Annotated in this window: 16 protein-coding genes; 9 read left to right on the forward strand and 7 right to left on the reverse strand. The window is 65.5% G+C overall.

What is annotated here, in order from left to right:
- Positions 1–25: 25 nt before the first annotated feature.
- Positions 26–1,738, forward strand: coding sequence for a bifunctional sulfate adenylyltransferase/adenylylsulfate kinase (locus tag RIdsm_RS20525; RefSeq protein WP_057817793.1), 1,713 nt, complete (start codon positions 26–28; stop codon positions 1,736–1,738).
- A gap of 137 nt (positions 1,739–1,875) precedes the next feature.
- Complete coding sequence (locus tag RIdsm_RS20530) at positions 1,876–2,571, forward strand: glycosyltransferase family 2 protein (protein WP_057817791.1); 696 nt, start codon at positions 1,876–1,878, stop codon at positions 2,569–2,571.
- A 183-nt stretch (positions 2,572–2,754) separates the two neighbouring features.
- Here the strand turns inward: RIdsm_RS20530 and RIdsm_RS20535 are convergent, their stop codons facing one another.
- Positions 2,755–3,639, reverse strand: coding sequence for a glycosyltransferase family 10 domain-containing protein (locus RIdsm_RS20535; protein ID WP_057817789.1), 885 nt, complete (start codon positions 3,637–3,639; stop codon positions 2,755–2,757).
- Positions 3,640–3,939: 300 nt separating this feature from the next.
- Here RIdsm_RS20535 and RIdsm_RS20540 point away from each other — a divergent pair, with 300 nt between their 5' ends.
- Both RIdsm_RS20540 and RIdsm_RS20545 read left to right on the forward strand, forming a co-directional pair.
- Positions 3,940–4,428 carry a flavin reductase family protein gene (locus RIdsm_RS20540; RefSeq protein WP_082647438.1) on the forward strand — a complete coding sequence of 163 codons (489 nt, stop codon included), beginning with the start codon at positions 3,940–3,942 and terminating at the stop codon, positions 4,426–4,428.
- Positions 4,429–4,587: 159 nt separating this feature from the next.
- Positions 4,588–5,202 carry a hypothetical protein gene (locus tag RIdsm_RS20545; RefSeq protein ID WP_057817787.1) on the forward strand — a complete coding sequence of 205 codons (615 nt, stop codon included), beginning with the start codon at positions 4,588–4,590 and terminating at the stop codon, positions 5,200–5,202.
- Positions 5,203–5,357: 155 nt separating this feature from the next.
- On the opposite strand, the gene groL is transcribed toward RIdsm_RS20545, so the two are convergent.
- Positions 5,358–7,001 (reverse strand): chaperonin GroEL, encoded by a 1,644-nt coding sequence (gene groL / locus RIdsm_RS20550; RefSeq protein ID WP_057817785.1) that lies wholly within the window; start codon positions 6,999–7,001, stop codon positions 5,358–5,360.
- A gap of 55 nt (positions 7,002–7,056) precedes the next feature.
- Positions 7,057–7,368: a co-chaperone GroES gene (groES, locus tag RIdsm_RS20555; RefSeq protein ID WP_057817783.1), complete on the reverse strand. Its 312-nt coding sequence runs from the start codon at positions 7,366–7,368 to the stop codon at positions 7,057–7,059.
- Between the two features lie 205 nt (positions 7,369–7,573).
- Between groES and RIdsm_RS20560 the strand changes: the two genes are divergently transcribed.
- Positions 7,574–8,560, forward strand: a complete 987-nt coding sequence (locus RIdsm_RS20560) for a TraB/GumN family protein (RefSeq protein WP_057817781.1) — start codon at positions 7,574–7,576, stop codon at positions 8,558–8,560.
- Here RIdsm_RS20560 and RIdsm_RS20565 read toward each other — a convergent pair.
- Positions 8,529–9,203, reverse strand: a complete 675-nt coding sequence (locus RIdsm_RS20565; protein ID WP_057817775.1) for a DUF2161 domain-containing phosphodiesterase — start codon at positions 9,201–9,203, stop codon at positions 8,529–8,531. The genes RIdsm_RS20560 and RIdsm_RS20565 overlap by 32 nt on opposite strands.
- Before the next feature lie 110 nt (positions 9,204–9,313).
- On the opposite strand from RIdsm_RS20565, the gene RIdsm_RS20570 reads away from it, so the two are divergent.
- Both RIdsm_RS20570 and RIdsm_RS20575 read left to right on the forward strand, forming a co-directional pair.
- Positions 9,314–10,156, forward strand: a complete 843-nt coding sequence (locus RIdsm_RS20570; protein ID WP_057817773.1) for a GNAT family N-acetyltransferase — start codon at positions 9,314–9,316, stop codon at positions 10,154–10,156.
- A 118-nt stretch (positions 10,157–10,274) separates the two neighbouring features.
- Complete coding sequence (locus tag RIdsm_RS20575; protein ID WP_057817771.1) at positions 10,275–11,195, forward strand: manganese-dependent inorganic pyrophosphatase; 921 nt, start codon at positions 10,275–10,277, stop codon at positions 11,193–11,195.
- A 211-nt stretch (positions 11,196–11,406) separates the two neighbouring features.
- Here the strand turns inward: RIdsm_RS20575 and RIdsm_RS20580 are convergent, their stop codons facing one another.
- On the reverse strand, positions 11,407–11,844 hold the full coding sequence (locus tag RIdsm_RS20580) for a hypothetical protein (protein WP_143100462.1): 438 nt from the start codon (positions 11,842–11,844) through the stop codon (positions 11,407–11,409).
- Between the two features lie 292 nt (positions 11,845–12,136).
- Here RIdsm_RS20580 and RIdsm_RS20585 point away from each other — a divergent pair, with 292 nt between their 5' ends.
- Together RIdsm_RS20585 and RIdsm_RS20590 are read left to right on the forward strand one after the other, a co-directional pair.
- Positions 12,137–13,231, forward strand: a complete 1,095-nt coding sequence (locus RIdsm_RS20585) for a hypothetical protein (protein ID WP_057817769.1) — start codon at positions 12,137–12,139, stop codon at positions 13,229–13,231.
- Between the two features lie 139 nt (positions 13,232–13,370).
- Positions 13,371–14,597 (forward strand): MFS transporter, encoded by a 1,227-nt coding sequence (locus RIdsm_RS20590; RefSeq protein ID WP_057817767.1) that lies wholly within the window; start codon positions 13,371–13,373, stop codon positions 14,595–14,597.
- 143 nt (positions 14,598–14,740) lie between these two features.
- Here the strand turns inward: RIdsm_RS20590 and RIdsm_RS20595 are convergent, their stop codons facing one another.
- Both RIdsm_RS20595 and meaB read right to left on the reverse strand, forming a co-directional pair.
- Positions 14,741–15,829 carry a type VI secretion system-associated protein TagO gene (locus RIdsm_RS20595; RefSeq protein WP_217625274.1) on the reverse strand — a complete coding sequence of 363 codons (1,089 nt, stop codon included), beginning with the start codon at positions 15,827–15,829 and terminating at the stop codon, positions 14,741–14,743.
- A gap of 76 nt (positions 15,830–15,905) precedes the next feature.
- Complete coding sequence (gene meaB, locus RIdsm_RS20600) at positions 15,906–16,877, reverse strand: methylmalonyl Co-A mutase-associated GTPase MeaB (RefSeq protein ID WP_057817764.1); 972 nt, start codon at positions 16,875–16,877, stop codon at positions 15,906–15,908.
- Between the last annotated feature and the right edge of the window lie 30 nt (positions 16,878–16,907).

The following is a 16,907-nucleotide window of genomic DNA, read 5'->3' on the forward strand; positions in this document are numbered from 1 at the left end:
TTGTCCAGAAGACGCGAGAGAAGCAATGTCTTATTCGAACCTGGCTCCGATCCCCGAGCTGTATGTCTCCTACGATTCCGCCCAGAAACTGAAGGTCGAAGCCGGCGACCTGACAAGCTGGGACATGAGCCCGCGCCAGATCTGCGATCTCGAGCTTCTGATGAATGGCGGCTTCAACCCGCTCAAGGGTTTCCTGACCGAGGCCGACTATGACGGCGTCGTCGAGAACATGCGCCTGGCCGACGGCTCGCTCTGGCCGATGCCGATCACGCTGGACGTCTCGGAATCCTTCGCCGAGGGCATCGAACTGGGCCAGGACATCGCGCTGCGCGACCAGGAAGGCGTGATCCTCGCCACCATGACCGTCACCGACCGCTGGACACCTGACAAGTCGCGCGAGGCCGAGAAGGTGTTCGGTGCCGACGACCAGGCCCACCCGGCCGTCGACTACCTGCACAACACCGCCGGCAAGGTCTATCTCGGCGGCCCGATCGTGGGCATCCAGCAACCGGTGCATTACGATTTCCGCGCCCGCCGCGACACGCCCAACGAACTGCGCGCCTATTTCCGCAAGCTGGGCTGGCGCAAGGTCGTGGCCTTCCAGACCCGCAACCCGCTGCACCGCGCGCACCAGGAACTGACCTTCCGCGCCGCCAAGGAAGTGGAAGCCAACCTGCTGATCCACCCCGTCGTGGGCATGACCAAGCCGGGCGACGTGGATCACTTCACCCGCGTGCGCTGCTACGAGGCGGTGATCGACAAGTACCCGGGCTCGACCACCACGATGAGCCTGCTGAACCTCGCCATGCGCATGGCCGGCCCCCGCGAGGCGGTCTGGCACGGGCTCATCCGCCGCAACCACGGCTGCACCCACTTCATCGTCGGCCGCGACCATGCCGGCCCCGGCAAGAACAGCCAGGGCGAGGATTTCTACGGGCCGTATGACGCGCAGGACCTGTTCCGCGAGCACCAGGACGAGATCGGCATCGAAATGGTCGACTTCAAGCACATGGTCTATGTGCAGGAGCGCGCCCAGTACGAGCCGATGGACGCGATCGAGGACAAGGACAAGGTCACGATCCTGAACATCTCCGGCACCGAACTGCGCCGCCGGCTGTCGGAAGGGCTCGAGATCCCCGACTGGTTCTCCTTCCCGGAAGTGGTCAAGGAACTGCGCCGCACCAAGCCGCCGCGCTCCGACCAGGGCTTCACCGTGTTCTTCACCGGCTTCTCCGGCTCGGGCAAGTCGACCATCGCCAACGCGCTGATGGTCAAGCTGATGGAGATGGGCGGCCGCCCGGTCACGCTGCTCGACGGCGATATCGTGCGCAAGAACCTCTCCAGCGAGCTGGGCTTCTCGAAAGAGCATCGCGACCTCAACATCCAGCGGATCGGCTATGTCGCCTCGGAGATCACCAAGAATGGCGGCATCGCCATCTGTGCCCCGATCGCGCCCTACGCCAACACCCGCCGCAAGGTGCGCCAGGCCATCGAGGAATACGGCGCCTTCTGCGAAGTGCACGTGGCCACCTCGCTCGAGGAATGCGAACGGCGCGACCGCAAGGGCCTCTACAAGCTGGCACGCGAGGGCAAGATCAAGGAATTCACCGGCATCTCCGACCCCTATGACGTGCCCGAAAACCCCGAACTGCGGGTCGAGACCGAAGGCACCGATGTCGACAACTGCGCACACCAGGTGATCCTGAAGCTCGAACAGATGGGCCTGATCGCGGGCTGACGCGCGGCACAGGCGAAACGGATTGGCGGGCGGTCCCTCGGGGCCGCCCGTTGCCGTTTCGGGCCTGCCGGCGCCCCGGGCCTGACCCGGGGCGAGAGGGTTGGTCATGGCCTGCGGACTGCGCTAGAGGCAGGGGCATGTACGCCATCGCGCTCACCTCCATTCCCCCGCGCCTGCCCCGCCTGGGGCCGGTGCTGGCCTCGCTGCTGGCGCAGGATCCGGCGCCGGCGCGGGTGCTGCTGTGCCTGCCGGAGGCATGGCGGCGGTTTCCGGGACCGGTGGCGGTGCCCGCCCTGCCCGATGGCGTCGAGCTCGTCACGGCAGACGCGGATTTCGGACCGGCAACAAAGGCGATCGCCCCGGCGCGGGCGTTGACGGGGCACATCGACCACCTGATCTATTGCGACGACGACTGGCTCATGCCGCCCGGCTGGGCCAGCGCCCTCCTGACGGCACAGCGGCCGGGCGAGGCAGTGGCGGCGAGCGGCTGGTCGGTCGACCGGCTGAAACGCCAGAGTACGGCGAAACCCGGCTGCGTGGATATCGCCCAGGGCTTCTCGGGCGTGCTGATCGATCCGCGCTGGCTGGCAGGACAGGAGATCGCCCCGCCCGCCGAGGCCCGGGCGGCCGACGATATCTGGCTCTCGGGACAGCTGGCGCAGCAGGGCGTTGCGATCCAGCTGGCCGAGACCGCGCGGAAGGGAATAACCCCCGCCTTCGATGACGCCCACGCGCTGCAGGATGCGGTGATCGACGGACGCGGGCGCCACGCGGCCAACATGGCCTGCGTGGAGACGCTCACACGGCGATACGGGATATGGCCCGCGCCTTGACCACCGGGGGGTCCGCCCCGATCGGTCGGATGCCTCCGGCGGGGATATTTCGGGCCAGAAGAAACACCGGGCGCCCTGCAGCTTCTTCTTGGTCGCAAGTATCCCGGGGAGTTTGAGGGGCTGGCCCCTCAAGGCCTGCGTGGCCTGAACGCAAACTCACCGGCTGCGCCGCACGGCGCGCGATCAGGAAAGGGACGGTTCGGGGCGGTCTTCCGCCACGGCCTTTGCCGCGCGCCAGTAGAAATCGCCGTAGGAGGCCGCCGCCGGAATGGCCGCTTCGAGCCCCGGACGCCGGGCGGCGTAATCCTCTTCGGACATGGTCAGAAGCGCGGCGTGCATCTCGGCCTCCGACTGGCAGAGGATCATGCCCGACGTGTCCATGAAATCGCCGATGTTCGGACAGCCCCAGTAGATCGGCACCGTCCGGCAGAGCACCGCGTCGACCAGTTTCTCGGTGAAGTAGTTCCGCTCCTGCACGTTCTCGATGATCAGCGAATAGCGGTAGGGCGCCAGCCCCTCGGCCTTGGTGTCAAACGGTTTGTAGCCGCGTCCCATCACGTCGACCGGCAGGCCCTCGGCCCGCACCCGCTCGACCAGCCGGTGGCGCAGGGCGTGGCCCGCCTGCGAGCGTTTCTTCGAGGCGATGAGCGAGCACATCGCGTGCTTGGTCATGTCCCGCGACCGCCAGTCGCGGACCCAGGTGCTGCCATAGGGAAAGAAAATCCCGTTGGGCACGCGCGCCAGCAGATCCTCGTTGTAGCTGAGGATCCGGTGATAGCGGCGCGCGGCGCGGATCACGCGTTTCTGCGTGCCGCCATGGATGGCCGTGGGCTCGGCCATGACGACCGACACCTGCGCCCGCGTGCCAAGCCCCGGCCAGGCGAGATAGTAGCTTTGCGGGAAGCCCACCAGGTGATCGGTGGCGGCAAGATCGGCAATCGTCCCTCCCGCCAGCCGGTCGGGCCGGCCCAGCGGCCAGAGCAGCCGGTCGAGCGATACGCGCCCGCGGCGCAGCCCCGGCTTGATGTCGGGCGTCATGACGGCAACGGCAGGGGTGAGGTCTGGCATCGAAGGCTCCGCTTGGCAGGCAGGGTCATACGGGCAATTCCGCCGGGGGGCAATCGGGGGCGGGCGGCGCCCGGTGCCGCCACACCGGGCCCTCCAACCCGTGGGTTCCGGCGCACGGGCCGACACAACATCTTGTCGGCGGGCGGATTCTTATCCACAATACACGCAGGCGGCGCCGGCCCGCGGCGGAACCGCTTTACCGGGGCGGCGTTCCCCGGTATCGGTGGCCCCGCAGACCCGACCAGCCAGGAGACGCGCCTTGAGCCCTGCCCTTCAGCCCCACGCCGCCAAGGCCCGGCCGTGAACGCCGCGCGAGAGGCCTTCATCGCCGCCATGCGGCAGGTCGCGGCGACGGTCACCGTGGTCACCACCGACGGGCCGGCGGGCCAGATGGGCGCGACGGTCAGCGCCTTTACCTCGCTGTCCGCCGATCCGCCCTCGGTGCTGGTCTGCCTGAAGGCCGACAGCCGGATCGCCAAGGCGGTGCGCGGCAACGGGGTGTTCTGCGTCAACGTGCTGCCCGAGGATGCGGTGGCGGTGGCGCAGGCCTTTTCCGGCGTCTTCGACCACGAGCGCGACAACCGGTTCGAGGGCGTCGAGATTTCGAACACCGAATTCGGGCCCATCCTGCCGCGCGCCACGGCCTTCACTTGTTCGCTCAATCACCGCCACGTGCATGGCAGCCATGCCATCTGCATCGGCGACGTGACCGGGATCTCGAATGCCGGGGAAAAGCCGCTGACCTACATGAGCGGATCGTTCCATATCGTCCGGCCGCAGGAACTGTGAAGGCCACCCGGAACCGGCTGCACCTAACAATCCTGCGTTGAAACGTGCCCTGCCGACATTTTTCTTTGCCCCGCCGCGAAATTAATAGTGGCCGGTCATATTGTCGCCGATTTTCTCCCGCCAAATACAACCAGGTCGGGAAAACAGGGGTCCGTGGGAATGAAACGGCTCGAAAACATATACGAGGGCGAGTGGAAGACGGTGTCGCTGACGGCGACGGCCCTGGGCCTCACCGTGCGCGAGCGGTTCGAACGCTTCAGGTTCGAGGCCATGTCGGAACTGGTGCTGCGGTTGGCCGGCGGGCTGATGGTGGCCGGGTCGACCATGCTCTGGCTGGTGCTGCCGATCGGGGCCGGAACCGAAAAGCTTGTCTCGCACAGCCTTCTGGCCGCGCTGGTGACGGCCGTCGGGTTGTTCGTCTACGCCTATGGCACGCGCGGCTTTCGCCGCCAGCTGTCGCTGGATGCCAAGCGGGGCCTGCTGTCGCTGACCAAGATCAACATGAACGAGCAGGGGCGCGTGGTCCGCTCGATCAGGATCAACGATATCGAAAGCCTGTACCTGCGCCGGCCCGCCGCGGGCACGTCTCAGGCATCGCTGCATGTGCGCGTCGCCGGTCAGGAAAACCCGATCCTTGCCCTGACCGGGGCGGTGGACGAGCTGGAAGAGATCCACCAGGACCTGTGCGAGATCATCCAGCTGTCGGGCGCCGAAAGCCAGCCGGAGCCGACCCCCTCGCGGGCGCACCTGGGCAAACGACTCCAATCTGCCTGAATTGCGGTGTCCCTCATTTGATGTGAGACTTTTCAGGACGCACAGGGGCCGCCGTCACCGGCGGCTCCTTTTTGTTGCTTGAACCGTCACCGCAAAGGAAAAGGGCCGCCCCGGAGGGCGGCCCTTCTTGAGTTCTGTGCGCAGACTTCGGCAGATTACATCATGCCGCCCATGCCGCCCATGTCGGGCATGCCGGCGCCTGCGCCGTTACCTTCCTTTTGCGGTTTGTCCGCCACCATCGCTTCGGTGGTGATCAGCAGACCCGCGATCGAGGAGGCGTCTTCCAGCGCGGTGCGGACGACCTTCGCGGGGTCGATGACACCGTAGGAGAACATGTCGCCATATTCCTCGGTTTGCGCGTTGAAGCCGAACTTCGGATCGTCCGATTCACGGATCTTGCCGGCCACGACCGAGCCGTCGACGCCCGAGTTCTCGGCGATCTGACGGAGCGGCGCTTCCAGCGCGCGGCGGACGATGGCGATGCCGTTGTCCTGATCCGAGTTGGCGCCCTTGAGGCCTTCGAGAGCCTTGGCACCCTGAACCAGGGCAACGCCGCCGCCGACAACGATGCCTTCCTGAACCGCGGCGCGGGTGGCGTTCAGCGCGTCATCGACGCGGTCCTTACGCTCTTTCACCTCGGTTTCGGTCATGCCGCCGACGCGGATGACGGCAACGCCGCCGGCCAGCTTGGCAACACGTTCCTGCAGCTTCTCGCGGTCGTAGTCCGAGGTGGTGTCCTCGATCTGCTTGCGGATCTGGCTGACGCGGGCTTCGATTTCGGCTTTCTCACCTGCACCGTCGACGATGGTGGTTTCGTCTTTGGTGATCGACACTTTCTTGGCCTGGCCAAGCATGTCCATGGTGACGCTTTCCAGCTTCATGCCGAGGTCTTCCGAGATGACCTGGCCGCCGGTCAGGATCGCGATGTCCTGCAGCATGGCCTTGCGGCGATCGCCGAAGCCCGGTGCCTTGACGGCCGCGATTTTCAGGCCGCCGCGCAGCTTGTTGACCACGAGGGTCGCCAGCGCTTCGCCTTCGACGTCTTCGGCGATGATCAGCAGGGGTTTCTGCGACTGGATCACGCTCTCGAGCAGCGGCACCATCGGCTGCAGCGACGAGAGTTTCTTCTCGTGCAGCAGGATCATGCAGTCTTCCAGCTCGGTGGTCATCTTGTCGGCGTTGGTCACGAAGTACGGCGACAGGTAGCCGCGGTCGAACTGCATGCCTTCGACAACGTCGGTCTCGGTTTCGAGGCCCTTGTTTTCCTCGACGGTGATGACGCCGTCATTGCCGACCTTCTGCATCGCGTCGGCGATCATCTGGCCGATTTCCGATTCGCCGTTGGCGGACACGGTGCCGACCTGGGCGACTTCGCTCGAGTCTTTCACTTCGCGTGCGAGGCTCTTGATGTGATCGACCACTTTCGAGGTGGCAAGATCGATGCCGCGCTTGAGGTCCATCGGGTTCATGCCGGCGGCAACGGCTTTCATGCCTTCCTTGGCAATCGCCTGGGCCAGCACGGTGGCGGTGGTGGTGCCGTCGCCGGCTTCGTCATTGGTGCGGCTGGCGACTTCTTTCACCATCTGCGCGCCCATGTTCTCGAACTTGTCTTCCAGTTCGATTTCCTTGGCGACCGAAACACCGTCCTTGGTGATGCGGGGCGAGCCGAAGGATTTGTCGAGAACCACGTTGCGGCCTTTCGGGCCGAGGGTCACACGCACGGCGTCGGCCAGCGTGTTGACGCCACGCATCATCTTGTTGCGGGCGTCGGTGTTGAATTTGACGTCTTTTGCAGACATGTCAGTTGCTCCTGAAAACTTGTTGTCGTTGGGTCAGTTAGACGATCCGGGGCGTTCAGGCGGCCTTGGCAGCCTTGTCACCGTCCATGATGCCCAGAATGTCGCTTTCCTTCATGATCAGCAGCTCTTCACCGTCGAGCGTGATCTCGGTGCCCGACCATTTGCCGAACAGGATGCGATCGCCGGCTTTCACGTCGAGCGCGATGCGGTCACCGTCATCGTCACGGGTGCCGGCGCCAACGGCGACGACTTCGCCTTCCTGCGGTTTTTCCTTGGCGCTGTCGGGAATGATCAGCCCGCCAGAGGTTTTTTCTTCGCTCTCAACGCGGCGAACAAGCACGCGGTCATGCAGCGGTTTAAATGCCATTGCTTTGGCTCCTTGGCTCAAAGTTTCCTCCAATCGTCCCGTCCCAGGACGATTAGCACTCGTCGCTGGTGAGTGCTAACGGCGAATAGCTAGGCGCTGGTCGCGAACCTGTCAACATCCCGTGATGCATTTTTTTGAAAGAGGGTTTGCGGCCCGGGCATGGGGCCAATAGGTTTCCGCCAACCGGGGGCGGAAAGGAGTTGTCATGCTGCGTCTTGTTGCCGTGATTCTGTTGGGTCTTCAACCCGTTGCCGCCCGGGCCCTGTGCGAGGGCGATGACCTGATCGCCGCCCTGCCCGAGGCCGACCGCCAGCAAGTGCAGGCCCGCGCCGCCGACACCCCCTATGCCGAGGGCCTGCTCTGGCGGGCGCGGAAAGGCGAAACCGAGATCACGATCTTCGGCACCTACCACTTTCGCCACGCCGAAACCGACGCCCATCTCGAGCGGCTCAAGCCGATGATCGACGCGGCCGATGCCGTCTATCTCGAAATGTCGCTGGAAGATCAGAAGGGGTTCCAGAGCCAGTTGGCCAGCGACCCCTCGATCATGTTCATCACCGAAGGCGAAACCCTGCCCGACCTGCTGGGCGAAGAGGACTGGCAGCATTTCAAGGCCGAGATGGAAGCGCGGCAGTTCCCCGGCTTCATGGCCGCCAAGTTCAAGCCGCTCTGGGCCGCGATGATGCTGGGGATCGGCCCCTGCGAGGCCCGGAACGGCGGGATGGAGGGTGGCGGCATCGACGAGTTGGTCGGCGAATACGCCACCGAACACGGCGTCGGCTCGCGCTCGCTCGAGGATTTCGCGCAGGTGCTGAACCAGCTCGACAGCGAACCGCTCGAGAAACAGATCGAGATGATCCGCATGACGCTCGCCTGGCCCGGCGACGCCGACGACATGTCCTACACAATCCGCGAGCGGTACCTGCAACAGCAGGTGGCGCTGATGTGGGAATTTTCCCGCCTCGTGACGCTGAAATACGGCGGCCCGACCGCCGAGGAGGATTTCGCCCGCCTCGAACAGATCTTCCTGACCGACCGCAACACCGGCTGGGTCGACAAGCTTCTGGCCGAGGCGCCGGGGCAGGACGTGGTCGTCGCCGTCGGCGCCGGTCACCTGCCGGGCGAGATCGGCCTCCTGCACCTGCTGAAGCAGGAAGGCTTCACGATCGAACGCCTTCCGCTTCGTCCGTAACCGCCAGCCCGCCCGCCTCGCTCAGCCCGTAAAGCCCGCGCTCGACCCGGATGAACCAGCCGGAATGGTTGTCGGCCATGATCCGCGTCGCGCGGGTGACGCCGGTGGCCTTCGCCACATCCGCCCCGCGACAGGCGCCGTTCTCGGCCAGATGCGCCAGGATCCGCAGCGTATCCTGCTTGTAGGCCGTCATCACCGCGCCCCGCGTGCCGCCCGCGTTCGGGTCACCCTCGCGGCGGGCGAACTCGGTCAGTAGACGCTCGCGCCGCCGTTTGGATTTGCGCGGCTGAAACGGCACCGGATCGCAATGCACCTGCACGACCCCGTCCTCGGCCCGCACGCTCAGAACGCCCACGCCCAGCCGCTTGCACAGCCCGATATTGCCCTTGAACGCCCGCCACCCCGCCTTGCCCTGCCAGCGCGGCACGGCGACATAGACCGCATCCGAAATCGCCTGCCGCGCCACGGCCTGTTGCAGAAGGGTCAGCGAAAAGCCCGTCTTCAGCTCCACCAGCAGCGGCTCATCGCCCGCGCGACAGGCCACCACGTCGGCCGGCCCGACCTCGGCCTTGACCTCGTAGCCCAGGCTTTCCAGCCATGCTTTCACGGGCGGATAAAGGTCTGTTTCGGCCGGTCTGCTCATGGCGCGCAGCCTAGCCGCGGGGCGCACCGCTTGCCAATGCGGGAAATGCGCGATTGAGCGGCACAGGCGGGCCGCGTATCGTGATCCGGGGCATTGCAGGAAGGACCGCCATGACCGACACCCCCGTCACCCGCCCGATGAGCGCCGCCGAGCTGGAAACCGTCCTGACATGGGCCGCCGGGGAAGGCTGGAATCCGGGCCTCTCCGACGCCCGCGCCTTCCATGCCGCCGACCCCGAGGGCTTCTTCCTGACATTGGTGAACGACGACCCCGTCGCCGCCATCTCGGTCGTGAACCACGACGAGGGGCATGCCTTCCTCGGCCTCTACCTCTGCCGCCCCGACTGGCGCGGGCGGGGCATCGGCTATGCCACCTGGATGCACGCGCTCGCCCATGCCGGCACGCGCACAGTCGGGCTCGACGGTGTCCCGGAGCAGGAGGACAACTACCGCAAGTCGGGCTTCGTACGCACCGGCGCCAGCCTGCGCCACGAGGGGCGCCTGCCGCCGCAAACCTCCGCCGCCATCCGCCCCGCCACGGCTGACGACACCCCCGCGCTCATGGCGCTCGACGCCCAGGCCACCGGCCATGCCCGCCCCCGCTTCCTGACCGCGTGGCTTTCCGGTGACGGGCAGACCCGCGAAACGCGCGTCCTCCAATCCGGCGGCGACATCGCGGGCTTCGCCACCTGGCGCGCCTGCGGCACGGGCACCAAGATCGGGCCGGTCATCGCGCCGGACACCGACGCCGCCCTGACCCTGATCACCGATATCGCCGCCCTACGCCCCGATGGCCCGCTGATCGTCGACGTACCCGAGGCCAACACCGCCCTGCGCCGCGCGCTCGAACAGGCGGGCTTCATCATCCCCTTCTCGACCGCCCGCATGTATCGCGGCCCCGCCCCCGAAACCGGCCCCGGCCTGCAGGCCATCGCCACGATGGAACTGGGGTAACCCGCACCCGGCACGGCGGCGTACAAATTGATGCTGCAGCGCAGCATCGGTAGTGACAAGCCTTGCCGACATGCCTATAAGGCGCCCAAATTCTCATCGCAGACAGGATCACTCCGACATGACCACGCTTGTTTTCGGCCATAAATCCCCCGACACCGATTCCACCGGCTCGCCCATCCTGTGGGCGTGGTACCTAAAGGAAGTGAAAGGCGTCGACGCCGAGGCGGTGCTGCTGGGCGAACCCAACACCGAAGCCGCCTTCATGCTCGAACGCTGGAACCTGCCGAAACCCCGCATCATCTCCGACGTGGATGACGGCCAGGCCTGCGTGATCGTCGACACCAACAACCCCGCCGAGCTGCCAGCCAACGTGAACGGCGCCGACGTGCAGGCGATCATCGACCACCACAAACTGGTCGGCGGGCTGGAAACGAAAGGCCCGATCGACATCACCGTGCGCCCGCTCGCCTGCACCGCCACCATCATGGTCGACCTGATGGGCGAAGAGAGTGCCCGCATGCCCGAATGGGCCAAGGGTGCCGCGCTGACCTGCATCCTGTCGGACACGCTGGAATTCCGCTCGCCCACCACCACCGACCATGACAAGGCCGTGGCCGAGCAACTGGCCAGCGAGCTGGGCATCAGGATTTCCGACTATGCCGCCGAAATGTTCGCCGCGAAGTCCGACGTCTCTGCCTTCTCCGACGCCGAACTGCTGCGGATGGACTCGAAGGAATACGAAGTCGGCGGCAAGAAATTCCGCGTCTCGGTTCTCGAAACCACCGCGCCCGACATGGTGCTGTCGCGCAAGGACAGCCTGATGGACAGCATGACCACCGTCGCCTCGGAAGACGGCGTCGACCAGGTGCTGCTTTTCGTCGTCGACATCCTGAAGGAAGAGGCCACCCTGCTGGTGCCGAACGACCTGGTGAAAACCGTGGCCGAGAAGAGCTTCGACGCCTCCGTCTCGGGCGACACCGTGGTTCTGCCCGGCGTGATGAGCCGCAAGAAGCAGATCATCCCCAACCTCGCGGTTTGATCGGGTTTTGAAGGTTTGAGGAAAGGGCGCCTGCGGGCGCCCTTTTTTGTGAATGGGGCCGTGTTGCTCGGAACGGCTTGTCGGGAAGGCTGCCGTTGAAGCCTTCGAGCTAAACGCTTGCTTTTCCCGGAGGGTTCGCAACCGGACGCGTAACCGCTCTTCAGATATCAAGCTTCCTGGGTGACCCGTGGGGTGTCACGGTTCCGACGGACTAAAGCACATGAATATCGTTCAGAACCAACACCAGACGACCACGAAGCTGGGCGATTTCAAAGGTCGCGGTTAAGTCCGACCACTCTCCATCAAGCGGTAGGTCAATAGAGATGAACCCAACACGGTTATCCAGCTCGGCATCCCGCCAGCGGTCGACTTTCCAACGAGGCGAACGTCCGTCAATTGCCTCGGGTATCTTTGAAATCCTGTACACATGCTCTCCGGTCTCGTGCGGAAGTCCATATCCCGCGATGACCGACCGAATTAGTTCAGGGGTCCAAGAACAGTGACGATAGTGTCCCGTGAGATCAAATGCGTCTGCAAATCTGTCTTCGGCAAGCAGCTCGACCCATTTTTTCACTCCATTCAGGAGGTGTTCGTCGCTTGCTGTCTTGGGGAAGGAAAGCGCGCGGTCTGGTATCAAGATTTCTGACAAGAGTTCGCTCCAACCTCCTCCGGTTCTTCTGCTTTAGCCGATATCTATCCAACCTGCAGCATGCCGTAGTTTGGGTTCAAAGAGGGTATTTCGGCGTTGAAGCGGAAAAACGGCAGAAGCGCGATCTCTCGCCGCATCGGCATGGCCCACCACAACAGTCCCTCGCGACCTGACACAAAACCCGGTTCGCGGGTGCCACCGCCACCAAACCGGCATCTTCTCGCTCACTCGGAAAACGCCGGAACAGGAGCCATGGAATGTGCGTTTTCGTACCAAATGGAAGGCTTTTGACATGAAAACACTGCTTATCGGTGGCGCCATGGCGCTCGCTCTCACCTCGACATCCCTTTCCGCAAACCCGATCCACGCGCCCGGCGGCATGGCCGCTGTCGGCACGCCGGCCGATGGCCAGGTCTGGCTTGCCAAGTCCAACAAGGGCAAGGGCAACGCCGCGGGCAACAAGAAGAAAGCCAATAAGGCAAAGGGCAATGTCGGGAACGCCAAGGCCGGCAAGGGCAATGCCAAGGCCGGCAAAGGGAATGAGCGCGCCGGCAACGCCGGCAATGGCAACGGCAACGGCAACGGCAATGCCAAGAACCAGCAGGCGGCCAAGCAGAAGCAGAAGCCCAAGGCGAACGGCAACGGCGCCGCCCGCGCATCGAACGGAAACGGAAACGCCAACGCTGCCAAGGGCCGCCAGGCCCTGGCCCCGGCCGAGCGGGAAACCGTGGTCAGCCGCATCCTCTCGACCCCGGCCCCCGACGGGCGCGACATGACGCGCGTGCTGGCCGCCACGGGCCTTGCCCTGGCAACGCCCCAGCTGGCCATCGCGGACATCCCCGAAACCGAACTGATCACCTACAGCAACTGCCCGCCCGGCCTTGCCAAGAAGACCCCGCCCTGCGTGCCGCCGGGCCTGGCAAAGAACGGCGTGACCTATGACGAATGGGCCTCCTACGATCAGGACAGGTACGACTCGATCTGGGTCGACCGCCGCGATGCGTGGCTGGGCTCGGGCTTCGACGTCGATCCGAACCCCGACCTTCTGCTGCTGCAATCCGACCAGGTCGCGACGCTCTTCGATCTGGCCCCGGCGCCCCGCGGCCAGCGCTATGCGCTGATCGACGGCATGCCCGTCCTGCTCGACGACGATGACTACCGCTCGCTGCTTCTGGTGAACCAGATGGCCCGAGTGCCCGACCTGCCCGCCGGCATGCCGATCGCCCCGACGGCGGCGCTGACCCAGAGCGACCTGATCAACCTCTACCGGCTGCCGCAGCCGGGCGCCGATCAGAGCTACGCCGTGCTGAACGGGCAGATCGTGCAGTTGAACAATTCGGATTACGAACTGCTTCAGATGCTGCGGATCGCCCGAGCGGTTCTTTAAGCCGGCCGACGCCGCACAGGAAGGCGCGCCTGCGGGCGCCCTTCTCGGTGTCGACAGGGCACACCGGCCCCCTCGATTTCAGCCACGTCAACCGCCCCACGTCAGGAACACGCAGCGCCGGCCCCGAGTTGACCGGGCGATGAAACACACCCTCGTGACCCTCTCCGCCCTGCTTCTCGGTTTCTTCATGCTCCAGATGAGCAACGGGTTGCAGGGTTCCCTGCTGGCCCTTCGCGCCGATATCGAAGGCTTCGGGGCCACGGCGATCGGCCTCGTGATGTCCGGCTTCTACTTCGGCATGGGGCTCGGCTCCCTGCTCGCCGGCCGCCTGATCGAACGCGTTGGGCACATCCGCACCTTCGCGGCGCTGGCCTCGGTGGCCTCGGCCATGGCGCTCGTGCACCTGATCCTGATCGATCCGGTGACATGGGTTCTCATCCGCGCCATCACCGGCTTCTGCTTCGCCGGCCTGCTGATCGCGGTCGAATCCTGGCTCAACGCCTCGGTCGCCAGCCACGAACGCGGGCGGCTGCTGTCGGTTTACGCCATGGTGGGCATGGCGGCCGGGGTCTGCGGCCAGCTGCTGCTCGACACCGCCCCGCCTGAAAGCTTCCTGCTGTTCCTCGTGGTCTCGGTCGGGCTGTCCCTCGCCCTCGTGCCCACCGCGCTTAGCCAGGCAAGTGCGCCCGTGTCGGACGTGACCCAGCAACGGCCCTCGATCCGGCTTCTGTGGCAGATTTCGCCCTTCGGCGCGGTTGCCATGGCCATGGCCGGCGCCTCGCTCGGCACGTTCCTCGGGCTTGCGCCCGTCTTTGCCCAACGGATCGGATTTTCGCCCTCGGAGATCGCCTACCTGATGGCCGCCGCAACGCTGGGCGCGCTCGCGCTTCAGTTCCCCATCGGCGCCCTCTCCGACCGGATCGACCGCCGCTGGGTCTGCATCAGCGTGGCGCTCACGGCGACGCTGACCCTTGCCTACCTGTCGCGCGTCGAGGCACAGGGCTTTGCGGTCAGCCTCGCGATCTCGGCCCTGATCGGCGGGCTGCTCCTGCCGACGATCTCGGTCGTGGTGGCGCATATCAACGACCGGGCGCCGGCCGATTCCCTTCTGGCCGCCTCGGGCGGGATCGTCCTGATGCAGGGCATCGGCGCCGCCGCCGGCCCCTTCATCGGCGGCGCGGCGATGGACGCGTTCGGGCCGACCGGCCTGCTGATGACCCTCAGCGCCGCGCAGGCGGTGATGGTGCTCTTCGCGGTGTTCCGCCTGATGGTGAACAAGGGCATCGAGCCCGAACAGAAGACCCCCTATGCACCGGTCCCGATGTCAGCCGTCGAGGGCGATCTGCAACTGCCCGAGACAAGCTGAACGATCTTGCCCGGCCCCTGTCAGCCCTGGGGGACGAGCCGCAAGACGCACATCGTCGCGAACCTCACGGTCTGAAAGGCGTTCAGCCGATGCGGAAAGGGGCGTCTGAGGGCGCCCGGTTCGGCCAAAGGGCCGCGCCGCGCCTAAAAGCTCCAATCGCATTCACCGGCCAGCTGACCAAGAACCGACCGAAGCCCCGAGATGTCGAAGATCGCGGTCTGCGGGTTCTCGCCATACGGAATTGTCTGCAGGACAAGCCGGTTCTTATCCAGAAGCTGTTTCAGCATTGTACCGGCCCAATCGGGCGCGAACGTCGCCTTGCTGTCGGTCGAGACGCCCCAACGCTCCTGCCTGGCCTGCTCGTCTCCGATCCGGACCGTGACATGCTTCCACTTGGCATAGACATCGCGCGAATCGTCGCCAAGATATTCACCCCAAACCACGTAAGCCTCTGTCCGGTTGGACTTGCAGCGCGCCACGAACGTGATCGGATCCCCGTAGCGAGACGTACCGGTTTCCGCGTCGAGAAACAGGCTGACCGTGCGCGTGTCGTCGATCGGGTTGATAGATGTTCGCACTCGCCAGGCCCCGGGGCCGGCGGCGGCGCTGCCTGACGATGCCTGCGCTTTCGAACTGACTGCCGGCTCGTTGGAACGCTCCTTGTCCTGCCCCGGGGGCGCGGCAATGGTGTAGGAAAACGTCCCGCAAAGGCCGGAACTGTTGATATCGAATGGCGGTTCAACCGATTGAAAGATGGCCAGCCCGAGGGACGGGGGAAGGTTGAACAGGCTTTGCTCGAAGAACACCGCGTAAAGGTTCTCTCCCTCCGCCTCGCCGCCGCAGAGGGTGTTGCCGTTCTCAAACGCGCCCGGATGCCCGGCCAGCTTGAACATCTCGACCGCGTGTATGTCACCGCCCATACCCTGGGTCCGCCAGGATGCGCCAATCGATGTCAGGTCGACGGCCGCCCCGTTTCCGAAGGTCAGCGTCAACGTCCTGCCGTCGGCCGCGCCCTCCGCGTTTTTCGAAAGGGTGATCTCGCCCGTGATCGCCGCAGCCGTCCTGCTGAGGGGGGCGAACGACCCGGCATTCTGCCAGGCAGGGCGGTCGGTTGCCGACTGCGCGCCGACACTTGTCGCGACGAAGACTGCCGCAGTTTGAACGAGTTGGCGTAACAATGCACCCTCCGACAGCCACCAGGCCGAACATTCCTCCGGAATGATTGCGGCCACGTCATGACGTTCAGACAGTGTTGACAGCAGAGCCTTAACAAATGGTTTCCAACCACGGGACCCCGCCGGCCGGCCCCTACCCCTTCAGCCGCTCCAGCAACTCCCGCGCCGCGTTGGTGGGTGTCGCGCGGCCCTCGGCCACGTCCTCGGCGGCTTGCTCCAGCGCCGCCTTCGCCTCGGGCGTCTCGAGCTGCGCCAGAAGCCCCTGCTTCACTTCCTCGTTGAACCAGTACCGCGCCTGCGCCTCCCGGCGGGCGGCGAAATGGCCGTTCTCGCGGCGCCACTCGGTCAGCGCGGTCATCTCCTCCCACGCCGATTTCAGCCCCTCCTCCTGCTGGGCGGACACCATCATCGCCTTCGGGAAACCCTCCGGGTCCTGCGGCCGCTTGCGCAACAGGCGCAAGGCACCGGTATAGTCCGAACAGGTCCGCGTCGCCGCCGCCTTCAAATCGCCATCGGCCTTGTTGACAAGGATCATGTCCGCCATCTCCATGATGCCGCGCTTGACGCCCTGCAACTCGTCGCCGCCCGCCGGCGCCAGCAGCAGGATGAAGAGATCGGACATCTCGGCCACAACCGTCTCCGACTGGCCCACGCCCACCGTCTCGATCAGCACCACGTCGAAGCCCGCGGCCTCGCAGACCGACACCGCCTCGCGCGTGCGCCGTGCCACGCCGCCCAGGTGCGACTGGCTGGGCGAGGGGCGGATAAAGGCATTGGGGTCGCGGCTCAGCTTCTCCATCCGGGTCTTGTCACCCAGGATAGACCCTCCCGAGCGGGTCGAACTGGGGTCGACCGCCAGCACCGCCACCCGCAACCCCTGGGCGGTCAGCATCGAGCCGAACGCCTCGATGAAGGTCGATTTCCCCACGCCGGGCGTGCCGGACAGGCCGATGCGGATGGCCTCGCCATGGCCCTTCACGGCCTCCATCAGCTCGCCCGCCTGTAAGCGGTGATCCGCCCGTCCGCTCTCGATCAGGGTGATCGCGCGTGACAGGGCGCGCCGATCCCCCTTGATAATTCTGTCGCTAAGCTGTGCAATATCCATAGCCGTCGCCCGTGCGCTTGCCTTTCGGCA

The organism is Roseovarius indicus, assembly GCF_008728195.1.
GTDB lineage: Bacteria > Pseudomonadota > Alphaproteobacteria > Rhodobacterales > Rhodobacteraceae > Roseovarius > Roseovarius indicus.

What these genes read in the sequence shown, in the direction of transcription:
- RIdsm_RS20570 (WP_057817773.1), top strand. Translation starts at nt 9,314, where the DNA reads ATGACCGACACCCCCGTCACCCGCCCGATGAGCGCCGCCGAGCTGGAA.
- RIdsm_RS20530 (WP_057817791.1), top strand. Translation starts at nt 1,876, where the DNA reads ATGTACGCCATCGCGCTCACCTCCATTCCCCCGCGCCTGCCCCGCCTG.
- RIdsm_RS20560 (WP_057817781.1), top strand. Translation starts at nt 7,574, where the DNA reads ATGCTGCGTCTTGTTGCCGTGATTCTGTTGGGTCTTCAACCCGTTGCC.
- RIdsm_RS20575 (WP_057817771.1), top strand. Translation starts at nt 10,275, where the DNA reads ATGACCACGCTTGTTTTCGGCCATAAATCCCCCGACACCGATTCCACC.
- groES (WP_057817783.1), bottom strand. Translation starts at nt 7,368, where the DNA reads ATGGCATTTAAACCGCTGCATGACCGCGTGCTTGTTCGCCGCGTTGAG.
- RIdsm_RS20590 (WP_057817767.1), top strand. Translation starts at nt 13,371, where the DNA reads ATGAAACACACCCTCGTGACCCTCTCCGCCCTGCTTCTCGGTTTCTTC.
- RIdsm_RS20545 (WP_057817787.1), top strand. Translation starts at nt 4,588, where the DNA reads ATGAAACGGCTCGAAAACATATACGAGGGCGAGTGGAAGACGGTGTCG.
- meaB (WP_057817764.1), bottom strand. Translation starts at nt 16,877, where the DNA reads ATGGATATTGCACAGCTTAGCGACAGAATTATCAAGGGGGATCGGCGC.
- RIdsm_RS20535 (WP_057817789.1), bottom strand. Translation starts at nt 3,639, where the DNA reads ATGCCAGACCTCACCCCTGCCGTTGCCGTCATGACGCCCGACATCAAG.
- groL (WP_057817785.1), bottom strand. Translation starts at nt 7,001, where the DNA reads ATGTCTGCAAAAGACGTCAAATTCAACACCGACGCCCGCAACAAGATG.
- RIdsm_RS20585 (WP_057817769.1), top strand. Translation starts at nt 12,137, where the DNA reads ATGAAAACACTGCTTATCGGTGGCGCCATGGCGCTCGCTCTCACCTCG.
- RIdsm_RS20525 (WP_057817793.1), top strand. Translation starts at nt 26, where the DNA reads ATGTCTTATTCGAACCTGGCTCCGATCCCCGAGCTGTATGTCTCCTAC.
- RIdsm_RS20565 (WP_057817775.1), bottom strand. Translation starts at nt 9,203, where the DNA reads ATGAGCAGACCGGCCGAAACAGACCTTTATCCGCCCGTGAAAGCATGG.